This window comes from Pantoea sp. KPR_PJ (genome assembly GCF_041386365.1).
Classification (GTDB): Bacteria; Pseudomonadota; Gammaproteobacteria; order Enterobacterales; family Enterobacteriaceae; genus Pantoea.
On sequence record NZ_JABMIK010000005.1, the window covers coordinates 67,981 to 79,181 of the forward strand.

General features: G+C 54.7%; 7 protein-coding genes. 4 read left to right on the forward strand and 3 right to left on the reverse strand.

The window, feature by feature from the left end:
- Positions 1-7 precede the first annotated feature (7 nt).
- Positions 8-1,327 carry an MFS transporter gene (locus HP564_RS12500; protein ID WP_371243473.1) on the reverse strand — a complete coding sequence of 440 codons (1,320 nt, stop codon included), beginning with the start codon at positions 1,325-1,327 and terminating at the stop codon, positions 8-10.
- A 617-nt stretch (positions 1,328-1,944) separates the two neighbouring features.
- Between HP564_RS12500 and HP564_RS12505 the strand changes: the two genes are divergently transcribed.
- Positions 1,945-4,296 carry a membrane-bound PQQ-dependent dehydrogenase, glucose/quinate/shikimate family gene (locus tag HP564_RS12505; RefSeq protein WP_371243475.1) on the forward strand — a complete coding sequence of 784 codons (2,352 nt, stop codon included), beginning with the start codon at positions 1,945-1,947 and terminating at the stop codon, positions 4,294-4,296.
- Positions 4,297-4,348: 52 nt separating this feature from the next.
- On the opposite strand, the gene HP564_RS12510 is transcribed toward HP564_RS12505, so the two are convergent.
- Together HP564_RS12510 and HP564_RS12515 are read right to left on the reverse strand one after the other, a co-directional pair.
- A complete protein-coding gene (locus tag HP564_RS12510; RefSeq protein WP_371243477.1) occupies positions 4,349-5,827 on the reverse strand; it encodes a catalase in 1,479 nt (492 codons plus the stop codon).
- Positions 5,828-5,978: 151 nt separating this feature from the next.
- The gene (locus HP564_RS12515) at positions 5,979-6,719 is read right to left on the reverse strand and encodes a nitroreductase family protein (protein WP_371243479.1); all 741 of its coding nucleotides are present in this window, start codon (positions 6,717-6,719) and stop codon (positions 5,979-5,981) included.
- A gap of 712 nt (positions 6,720-7,431) precedes the next feature.
- Between HP564_RS12515 and HP564_RS12520 the strand changes: the two genes are divergently transcribed.
- The 3 genes from HP564_RS12520 to HP564_RS12530 all read left to right on the forward strand — a co-directional run bounded on the left by HP564_RS12520 (position 7,432) and on the right by HP564_RS12530 (position 10,601).
- Positions 7,432-7,758, forward strand: coding sequence for a hypothetical protein (locus tag HP564_RS12520; RefSeq protein ID WP_371243481.1), 327 nt, complete (start codon positions 7,432-7,434; stop codon positions 7,756-7,758).
- A 441-nt stretch (positions 7,759-8,199) separates the two neighbouring features.
- The gene (locus HP564_RS12525) at positions 8,200-9,321 is read left to right on the forward strand and encodes a lactonase family protein (protein WP_371243483.1); all 1,122 of its coding nucleotides are present in this window, start codon (positions 8,200-8,202) and stop codon (positions 9,319-9,321) included.
- A 146-nt stretch (positions 9,322-9,467) separates the two neighbouring features.
- Positions 9,468-10,601: a thioredoxin domain-containing protein gene (locus HP564_RS12530; RefSeq protein ID WP_371243485.1), complete on the forward strand. Its 1,134-nt coding sequence runs from the start codon at positions 9,468-9,470 to the stop codon at positions 10,599-10,601.
- The last annotated feature ends 600 nt before the right edge of the window (positions 10,602-11,201 follow it).

Here is an 11,201-nt window from a genome sequence, read left to right on the forward strand (position 1 = left end):
CCGGACGTCAGATTGCCTGCTGCGCGACGCGGGTCGTCGCCTGCGGCTGCAGCCGTTTCTCAGGCTGGAGCAGCGTCATTGCCAGCATACTCCCCAGCGCAATCACCGCGGTGACGGTAAACATCGCGTTATAGCCATAGTATTCAGCCAGCCAGCCGCACAGCATCGGGGAAATGACAGAGGCGAGATTGGCGATGGCCAGCGTCATGCCGCTAAAGGCCCCGACGGAGGCTTTGGGAGTGACGTCAATGACCACTGACCAGTAGACGTTGTTCACCAGCGCATTGAGGGCGTTGCCCAGCGTCATCAGGGCAATAATGGCGGCCGCCGATCCGGCATAGGGGATCGCCATAAAGCAGCAGGCCGTACCCAGCAGCGTTACGGCGGCAAATACGTTGCGCGCCAGGCGTAGATTGTTAAAGCGTGCCAGCAGACGATCGGCGATACGGCCACCGAGCAGCACGGTAATGCAGGCACCGCTCCAGGGGATCATTGCCACATACCATAGCGAATGCAGGTCGTAATGAAAGTTATCCTGCAGGTATTTGGGTAGCCAGGTCACCAGCGTAAAGGTGATGTAGAGAAACGAGAAGTAACCCAGAGCGTTGCACACCAGCGTTCGGCTGGTGAAAAAGCGCCACCAGGGCAGCGGCGTATCAACCTGTGCCTCATGCTGTTGCCCGTTGCGGATCAGCGCACGTTCAGCGGCGTTGGCGGCGGCGTGATTATCCGGCGTATCGCTGAAGGTACGCGCAAACAGCAGCATCGCCAGCAGTGAAAACGCCCCCAAAAGGATAAACATCATGCGCCAGTCGTTGGTCAGCAGCAGCAGACCGACCGCAATGGGCGCGGTCAGCAGTGAGCCGACCTGGGTCGAGAGCAGCCCAATGCCCAGCGCAAAGCCACGCTCGTTATCGGGTGCCCAGTGAGCAATCGCCTTATTCATCAGCGCATAGGCGGGACCTTCTGAAAAACCAAACAGAATGCGCAGGGCGGCAAACCCCATAATGGCAGAGCCGCCAAACAGCGCCATGCCCAGATTGCCCGCCCAGGCGGTGGCGATCTCCAGAACGGACCAGAGCACGCCAGCCATCAGCCACACTTTTTTTGTACCGAGCCGGTCGGCGAGGAAGCCGCCGCACAGCGAGCCAAACAGATAGCCAAAGCCAAAATAACCCAGCACCGCGCCCAGCTGCACTTTACTGAAGTGATACTCCAGCGAAATAGCGTTGGCGGCAAACGACAGCGCACCGCGGTCAATGTAGTTAATTAGCGCAACAAGGAATAAAAGGGAAAAAATCACATAACGATAGCGACTCGGCTGCATACTGCTTCTCCTGCATCTGAAAGGTCTGCAACAACCAAGCAAGATGGATGCCAGAAGCAGAGAAGGGCGACAGCGCGCAGCAGGCCCGTAACACGCTATGTCGTGATCGGGCAAATAATGAGCCTGCGCATCATTTGGGTGCAGAGCAGGGGCAGACGCGTACCCTGTGGGGGGGCGCAGAGGGTTCTGGCGGGTGCGGAGGACTACCACTTAGTGAGGCGGTTTGTGAAAGCGTTTCAGCTGACTGAAATATGGCCTGTTGTTCCCCTCGGCTAATCTGTTTCCGGTTTGCTGTGCCCGCTGAAAGAAGAGGTAAGCCCTTTGCCAGCCTTTCTGGCGTTAGTGTGTGGCTGAAAAAGCGCCGCTCTGTCTGCGATGATGAATTGTCACAGATTTGCACAAAAGATGCGGTCAATTCGCGTTCCTGTTAAAGCCAGCTGGGCCATTTTCGGCGGTTTAAGATTGAGCCCCCTTGATAACAGGCATGCAGACAACGCTATTGGTTAGCCGGGTTAAAGCCATAATAACCTCATGTTTTTAAGAAATGTTTACTTAAGTTAAAATAACGTTGAAGTTGTGTTTATTTATTTTAACGGTGAATAAGGAAGCAAGGGATTATGGTTAACAAAATAACCAGTATCGCGATGGCAATGGTCGCCGTCGCGATGCTGTATATGGGCGGCAAGCTTCTGCTGCTGGGCGGCAGTGCATTTTATGCGCTGATGGCGGCAGGGCTGCTGCTCACGGCTATCCTGCTGTTTTTAAAGCAACGCAGCGCCTTGACGCTCTATGCACTCCTGATGTGGATTACCCTGTTCTGGACAATCTATGAAGTTGGCTTCGATAAATGGCAGTGGATCCCGCGCGGCGACCTGGTGGGTCTGTTCGGCGTCTGGCTGGCATTGCCCTGGGTGGTTCGCCCTCTGACGCAGCGCAGGTTTCATCCCTTCCTGGGTTCAACGGTGATCGTCATCATCGCACTGGTTATCGGCCTGTGCTTTTACGATCCGCTGCCGCAACAGGGCACCATTGCAACGGCGCGTACGCCGTCCGCCTCGACCGGTGCAGGTAACGACTGGACAGCCTATGGCGGCTCCGATAATGCACTGCGTTTCTCCTCGCTGAATCAGATCACCCGGGAGAACGTAAACCAGCTGGAAGTGGCCTGGACTTATCACACCGGCGATTTACGCCAGAGCGACGATGCCACAGAGTACACCTTCGAGGCGACGCCACTGAAAGTCAACGACATGCTTTACTTCTGTACGCCACATAACGAAGTGCACGCGCTCAATCCCGAAACGGGAGCGGTGAAATGGAAATATGTTCCGCAGCAGACACGCACCTACATGCAGCAGCATCAGACCTGCCGCGGCGTGAGCTTTTATGAACGTCGTGACGCCGCCACAGACCGTACAGGCCAGCCTGCGCTTTGCCGTAAGCGCATCTTTAACGCGACGACAGATGCAAAGCTGGTGGCGCTTGATGCTGACAGCGGCAAGCCGTGCGCCGACTTCGGTCAAAATGGCGTGGTCGATCTGCATGTCAATATGGGGGAGGTGCGCCCGCACGCGCTGATGCAAACGTCTGCACCGCTGGTGGCGGGCGATCTGGTCATCGTCGGCGGCTCGGTGATGGATAACGGCTTTAACCGCGGTAATCCCTCCGGCGTGATCCGCGCCTGGGATGCGACCACAGGCCGCCTGGTGTGGAATTTCGATCCGGCGAATCCTGACAATACCCAACCGATTGCAGCGGATTCAGCCTATCCGCAGGATACGCCGGTTGCCTGGGCGACGCTAAGCGCCGATCTGAAAAACGGTCTGGTCTATGTCCCCTTTGGTAATGCCTCACCGGACGAGGTAGGAACTGAGCGCGATCCCGCCAGCAATACCGAAAAGTTTCGCGATGCGCTGGTGGCGCTGGATCTGAAAACAGGTGCCTTTAAATGGCGCTACCAGAGTGCTAATCACGATCTCTGGGACCGCGATAATCCGTCTCAGCCATCACTGGTTGATATCGACTACCAGGGGAAACCGCAGCCGACGGTGATCCTGCCGACCAAAACCGGCAACCTGTTTGTGTTGAATCGGCTGACCGGGCAACCCGTGTATCCGGTCAGCCAGGTAAAGGTCTCAACAGAAGGCGGCGTTGAGGGCGAGGCGTTAGCTGCCACACAGCCGGTTTCCAGCCTCAACTTTATTCCGCAACCGCTGACGGAAAAGGCGATGTGGGGTATCTCGCCGTTTGATCAGATGAGCTGCCGTATTGGCTTTCACGAATTGCGTTATGACGGCAACCCCTGGACACCCGCAACGGAAAAAGGATCGCTGATTTTTCCAGGTAACATTGGCGTCTTTAACTGGGGGTCGGTGGCTGTCGATCCTGAACGTCAGCTGCTGATTGCCGCGCCGGTGCGCCTTGCCTATAAATACAACCTGATCAAGCGGACGCCGGATACCGCCACGGAGCGTCTGTTTACCAAAGATGGCACGCCATACTGGAATGAGAATTTCCACGGCGATTACGCTATCCATATTCAGCAGTTCGCGTCAGCGCTGGGGATCCCCTGTATTGCGCCGCCCTGGGGCCGCATGGCAGGGGTCGATTTGAAGACCGGCAAAACGGAATGGCTGCGCCGCACTGGAACCACGAAAAACCTGAGTACCAGCTTCCTGCCAGGTCGCTTCCCGATTGGTTTCCCGATGGGCATGGTGGCGCACGGTGGCCCGCTGGTTACCGCAGGCGACGTAGTGTTCCACGGTGCCACGGCAGATAACTTCTTCCGTGCCTATGACAGCAGCACCGGCGCGCTGCTGTGGCAAACCGAGCTGGGCGCAGGCGCACAGGCCACACCATCGACCTTTATGGGGAAAGATGGCAAGCAGTATGTGGTGATAGCAGCCGGTGGTCACGGTTCGATGGGCACCAAAAGCGGTGACGCTGTGGTAGCGTTCCGCCTGAAGTAACGCTAACTCGCATAACAAAGCGCCCATTCGGGCGCTTTTTTTTTGATGGCGCTCAGGCCTGTGTCTGACGTTTAGACCGCTCTTCCAGCACCTTTAGCGCAATCTTGTCACCGACAGCCTTATCGATATTGCGCCAGTACTCAAACGCACGTGACAGCACCGGCTCTTCAACACCATTCAGCAGATGGCCGCTGGCGTTGTTCACCAGCCGCTCGCGCGCGGCCTCGTCCATGACTTTATTGATCAGCGTATTCGCCTGGCCCACATCGTCGTCGTCCTGACGCAGTGTATAAGCTGAGCGCACCATATCGCCGCTGGCGGGCCAGGTGGAGTCGGTCGGATAGCGTTCGCCGTCCGCCACCGGGCCGCCCTTGCTGTTTGGCGCATAAACCGGATCCGAAACCGGATGGATACGCATCGCGCCATCTTTGCTGTAGCTGTTAACCGGCGACTGCGGCGCGTTGACCGGGATTTGCTTGTAGTTGACGCCAAGACGGTGGCGGTGTGCGTCAGCATAGGAGAAGACGCGACCCAGCAGCATTTTGTCGGGACTCAGACCGATACCGGGCACCAGGTTATTTGGCTCAAAGGCGGCCTGTTCGATCTGTGCATGGTTATCAGTCGGGTTGCGATCCAGTACCAGCTTGCCCACTTTAATCAGCGGATAGTCGCTGTGCGGCCAGACTTTGGTCAGGTCAAACGGGTTGAAGCGATAGGTCTCAGCCTCTGCAAACGGCATGATCTGCATGTAGAGCGTCCAGCTCGGGAAGTTGCCTTCTTTGATAGAGAAGTAGAGATCGCGGGTATGATGGTCGCCATCCTGACCGGCCAGCGTATCGGCTTCTTCCTGCGTCAGGCATTCGACCCCCTGATCGGTATGGAAGTGATATTTCACCCAGAACTTCTCGCCCGCTGCGTTGACCCACATGTAGGTGTGGCTGGAGTAGCCGTTCATATGACGCCAGGTTTTCGGGATGCCGCGATCGCCCATCAGCCAGGTGACCTGATGCGAAGATTCAGGTGAAAGCGTCCAGAAATCCCACTGCATATCGTTATCGCGCAGGTTGTTATCGGCACGGCGCTTTTGCGAGCGAATAAAGTGCTGAAATTTCATCGGGTCGCGAATAAAGAATACCGGCGTGTTATTGCCCACCATGTCGTAATTGCCTTCGGTGGTATAGAACTTCATCGCGAAACCACGCGGATCGCGCCAGGTATCAGGGCTGCCGCGTTCACCCGCTACTGTGGAAAAGCGCATCAGCACGTCGGTGCGCGTGCCGGGCTGAAACACGGCGGCTTTGGTATATTTACTGACGTCATCGGTCACCAGAAAGTAGCCGAACGCGCCGCTGCCTTTGGCGTGCGGCTGACGTTCAGGAATACGTTCGCGGTTAAAATTAGCCATCTGCTCAATGAGATAGTGGTCGTGCAACACCAGCGGGCCATCCGGGCCAACCGACAGTGAATTTTCATCGCTGGCAACAGGAATGCCGGCATCCGTGGTTGTCGGTTTACGCTCATCATTGCTCATGGGTTCTCTCCATTTTTATAGGGATATAGCAACCATTAAGCGTAGTTAAGAATTGCGGCTCTGCCGTAGCAGATTGACGATGATGACGAAAGGAAGGGCAAGAAAAAAGCGAGGAGAGACGCCCAGACAGAATGCCTGAGCGTAAAAACGGTTATTTGTCCGTGCCGAAACCCTGCTTTTTCAGCGCGCCCAGCACGTGCGGGAAATAAATATGCTGATAATAGCCGCTGACGCTTTCGCTCCAGCTCTCGCCGTCAGCACGACCGATGTTCTGCCAGTGCTGCACCATCTCCTGGTTATAACGGGCGATCTGCGCTTCCAGTCCCGTCGTTTTGTACGTTTCCTCATGGCGGAAGGTTTCCAGCGGCAAACGCGGCTTCTGGTGTGACGGCTCATCTACGTAGCCAATCACCACGCCAGCAACCGGAAAGGTGTATTCCGGCAGCGACAGCAGGCTGATTAGCGCCTCTGGATCGCGGCGAATACCGCCAATAGGGACAATGCCCAGGCCCTCTGCGCGCGCAGCGGCCATAACCGAGCCGAGCGCAATTCCGACGTCGGTTGCGCCGGAAACAATGCTCTCGATGCTCTGCTGCGCAATCTGCTCGCGATCGATGGCTTCCATCGCAACGCGGGATTTATGCATATCCAGGACAAAGGTCAGAAAGACCGGCGCTTTCGCAATCCACGGTTGCCCACCCGCGATCTGTGAAATCTGCGCGCGCTTCGCCGCATCGCGCGTCACGACCACAGAGACCTGCTGCGAGTTGACCGACGTCGGCGCGCGATAGGCGGTGCTGATGATGCGATCCAGCTTTGCATCCTCCACGGCTTGTTCGGTAAAGCTGCGTTCACTTTTGTGGCTGGTGAAAATATCAATAATTGAATTCATGCATCCTCCTGGTAAGGAGGATAAGAGTAGCAGTAATCGGCAGGGCCAGATTTAACCGGATTGGTCATTGGTGTATTCGCAATGTCAGATTCTGCCTGCCGGGAGAAGCTCGCCGAACTCTCTGCAGAGTGAGTCTGGCGGGCTTCTGCGTTCAGCATCGGCAGGCCTGTGACCGACAGATTAAAGAAGGGGACAGCCTCTCTGCAGGTCGTGAAAGAAAAGGGCGTTCTGAGGGGAGTATTATCGGGTGTCACGATGTGACATCAATGCCGACAAGAGGAGTGTTTCAGTTTATTTCAACGAGCAATCGAATTTAACACCATAAAATTTGAAAGAGCGTTAATTAAGTCCTAAGAGAAAATTTTTCACTCAGAAGAAAATGGATTTTTTCTCATTAAGGACTTTCTTAGTGAAATGAATTCATTTTTAAAACGAAATAAGTTTGTTGCTGGTTAATCAGTAATTTAGTTATATCTGATTTGCTAATCATTGCCAGATAAATATTTCTTTTAATGCAACTGCTAACTTTAGGTGTGGCGCAATACTACTTTTCATCTACGTTATCAGTGATAATCTTCACAGCAAGAGAATTAAGGACTGCACCACAGCAAACATCTTAATATTACAATCAAGAATGAGACTGATAATCTTTATCAGTTAGCAGCTATGTTATTCGCAAAAATTACGCCCTGGTAACGCCATAAGGAATTGTATGTATAAGGCAGTAAAATATTACGTCAGCAATCATCATTTGCAGGGGCTGCTGCTGCACAGCGCCCGCTGCAAACATTTACCCGATATAACCAGCCGCGCGTTTATTGGCAGTTGCTATACGGTCAGGCAGGCGTTAACGGTTTCTGCTTCTCAGTTCAGCGACGTTACGCCATGTCCCCTCTGTACAAAAGAAAATGCAACGCCAGCTGTTAAAGAAAAAATAATAAAGAAAAAGGAATTCATATTAGAGCCGGCCTCAAGGCCGACAAAAGGAAAAGCCAAAAAAGGCTATGTGCCAGTGAAGCATTTAAACTGCTGGCAATAAGAAAAACAGATAAAAGGATTCTCTTAACAGGATGTTTTTGCGTTAATAACGAAATCCATATACACAGCGTTTCAGGCCGCACAGGGGAAATTTAATGTGCGGCATTTTCCATTCTCTTTCTTCTGCGCGTCGGTGCTATAAGCGTTTTGACCGAATCGATTGATTGCGTGAGCCCGCAAATTACCGTCTGCTTTCTGCCGGACGCTCGCGGTCGCGCATACCTGTCTTCTTCTCCTGCCTGTTGCTCGCCTCTGACTAACAGCAGCGCAATAAGCCAGCACACCTTTCCGAACCCGTGCCAAAGTGAAACAATTGTGTAACAATATGATCGCAATAACCTTTTGTGCAAAATTACAGAGCCCTCAGGCAAAAACAGATCGCGCCGCCGTATTCGGCTGTGTATACCTGAAGCCGCGGGTCACCTTTCATCCTGAGGTAATAATGAATATACATCTGGCGCTGCGTCAGTCGGTACTGCTGCTGGGAATGGCCTTCAGCAGTACGCTGCTGGCGCAGACGTTTGTCTACGTTTCAGCGGCAGAGGATGGCAATATCGGCCGCTATGCGCTCAATGAACAAACCGGCGCGCTGACCCATCTGGGGGATACCGCAGCGGGCGGCAAAGTAATGCCAATGGCTGTCAGCCCAGACAAACAGACGCTTTATGCGGCGGTACGTAGCCAGCCAGTGCGACTGCTCAGCTGGTCGATCAACGGAAAAAGTGGGGCGCTTACGCCTGTCTCTGAAAGCAGCGCCGCCGCCAGCTATCCCTATATCAGTCTTGACAGGCAAGGACGTTTTTTACTGGCAGCGTCCTATGACGGTGGCGTGGTACACGTTTACCGGCTGGGCGCTGCGGGTAAGGTGATTACGCCGTTTATCGCGGAGGTGCAGACAGGTCACGCGGCGCACTCGGTGATCACCGATGCAACCGGACAGTCAGTTTATGTGGGCGTGCTGGGGCGCGATCGCGTATTGCAGCTCAGCCTTCACCCTGATGGTCAGCTCACGCCTGTTGGTAAGGGCTTTGCCACGACGGAAGAAAAGGGCGGCGCGCGCCACTCGGTTATGTCACCGGACAATCGCTACCTGTACAACATTGGCGAAATGAACGGCAAGATTACTCAGTTTGCTCGCCAGAAAGACGGTGCGCTACAACAGGTTGCGGACTACCCGAGCCCGGTGGCCGACACCTTTCATTTGCAGCACGGCGTAGAGCGTACAGCCCACTACAGCGATCCCACGCCGCGCATCTGGGCTGCGGATATTACGCTTACGCCTGACGGCCGCTTTCTCTATGTGTCCGAACGTACCAGCAGCACGGTGTCCGGCTATCGCGTCGGCACAGAGGGCAGGCTCAGGCTGATTAACAGCTGGCCGGTAGAGAAACAGCCGCGTGGCATCGCCGTTTCGCCAGACGGGCGCTGGCTGATTGTCAGCGGTGAAAAGAGCGGGGTGATCGGTAGCTATGCGATAGCTAAAAAGAGCGGTGACCTGCAACGTATGGCTGAGGCTCCGGCAGGCAAAGATGCCAACTGGGTTACCATCGTCAGCAGGGATTAGCGCTGGCAAATAAGAGTGGTTTTCGTCATAAACGCAGTCTGCAAATGACGTCAGTCAAACCTGCGCAAATGTGAGCCAGTGATAATGGGTGTTCACGGCCTGCCTGCTGGCAGGCTTCATCTGTTTTCAAAGGATCATACTACGTAGTGAAAAGACATAATCTTGCTCTGGCCCTGGTGCTGACAGCCGGGATTGCTGGCGCCGCAGAAGAAAATGCAACAGATCATTCAGCGCCGGGCGCCGTGCCGGTTATCTCGGCAGAGAGAAACGCGAGCATTGCGATGCCAGATGAGGCTGCGCAAAGTGCACAACATCAGGAGATGGCCGCAGGCGTAAAAGAGGTAAAGAGCGGGTCAGAAAGCAAAGCTACACCTTCAAACCTGCCAGCAAAAGCCGCTGCACAAGAGAGTGAGAACGCTGTCCAGAAGGCAGAACAGGCGGAAACATCAGCCAGAACCGCAGAGACGGCTGCGGCTCAGCCAGCCCAGGCGGAGGCACCGGCCAGAACCGCTGAGACAGCTGCCGCTCAGCCAGCCACTGAAAAGCAAATGACTTCGCCAGAAAATTCCGCAGAGTCGCGCATGTTTACTCCTGAGCAGGAGGCGCGCATCGGTCAGATTGCAAAAGCCTATCTGCTGGCTCACCCAGAGGTGCTTATGGAAGCGGGTGAGAAGCTCGATGCATTGCAGCATGAAAAACAGATTGAAAGGATTACCGCTGCGGTGATTGAACATCAGGACGCGCTGCTCAACGACAAAGCCATACCCACGGCAGGTCCGGCAGAGGCAAAAGTCGCGGTGATCGAATTCTTCGATTATCAGTGCATCGTTTGTGCAAGGCAGGCACCGATCGTCAACTCACTTATGCAAGCCCATCCAGAGGTACGTTACATCTTTATGGAGTGGCCCATCTTTGCTTCACGCTGGGAGACATCGTTGACAGCAGCGGAGACCGGCCTGATGGTCTGGCAGCAAAAAGGGGCAGAAGCCTACCTGGCTTATCATCACGCTCTGTTTGCAACGGGACACCAGGAAGGCAAGCTGACGCAGGCAGATATTAAAAAAGCGGCGGGTAAGCTAAAGGGCAAAGCACAGACGATGCTGGATGTGATTGCGCGAACCGACGCGCTGGCGCAAAACCTGGGTTTCATGGGCACGCCAGGCATTATCGTGATGCCAGCCACGGGCGCTGGTGCGCATAACGTCACGGTTTTCCCGGGGGGCGTGAACCAGCCAGCGCTTGAGGCCGCTATCACCAAAGCAGCAGGCACCGGTAGTTAACCGCTTTTATTTCCTCACAGGCTTCAGGTTCAGACAGGGCAGGCAAGATGGTGAACCTGAAGCCAGAATATCATGGCGTCCTTGCCACGCCGATATCTTATTTAACATAATATACATTATGCGAACCAAGGTGGCCGCCGGAAAGATCATCTAAAATCATGGCCTGACGCTACGCATTTCCGTTATCCCTTTTTCTGGCGTGACGCTGACACAACGATGCGCCTGACTGATTGCTGACAAACCTGGTCCCGTCTTTTCCAGGCGCTGACAGATCGGTTGCCGATGGTGGACGGATTGATCACGCCTCGTCTTTAGCTGCAAACCTCCTTCCGATTGTGCCTTGCCAAAAACGGCGCACATACCGCGTCTGCGTTGACGATCGGTCTGAGGCTTCAGCATTGCATTACAAAGCGCCTCGCTGAGGTTCGGCGATCGGTCTCTGCCGTGAGCCAGCAGAAAATGCGTGACTGCCGGGACTCAACCGACATTATTGTTGCCTGCGCCGCTGCAATAATGGCATCAACCTGTGGTTTCAGCAGACGTCAGGTCCCGTCAGGCCCGTCGCCGCTGGATAAACAGATTGCCGTAAATTGACCAAAC

Bases quoted from the DNA above. Each gene is read 5' to 3' on its own strand.
- HP564_RS12520 (WP_371243481.1), top strand. From the start codon at position 7,432: ATGTATAAGGCAGTAAAATATTACGTCAGCAATCATCATTTGCAGGGG.
- HP564_RS12510 (WP_371243477.1), bottom strand. From the start codon at position 5,827: ATGAGCAATGATGAGCGTAAACCGACAACCACGGATGCCGGCATTCCT.
- HP564_RS12525 (WP_371243483.1), top strand. From the start codon at position 8,200: ATGAATATACATCTGGCGCTGCGTCAGTCGGTACTGCTGCTGGGAATG.
- HP564_RS12515 (WP_371243479.1), bottom strand. From the start codon at position 6,719: ATGAATTCAATTATTGATATTTTCACCAGCCACAAAAGTGAACGCAGC.
- HP564_RS12505 (WP_371243475.1), top strand. From the start codon at position 1,945: ATGGTTAACAAAATAACCAGTATCGCGATGGCAATGGTCGCCGTCGCG.
- HP564_RS12500 (WP_371243473.1), bottom strand. From the start codon at position 1,327: ATGCAGCCGAGTCGCTATCGTTATGTGATTTTTTCCCTTTTATTCCTT.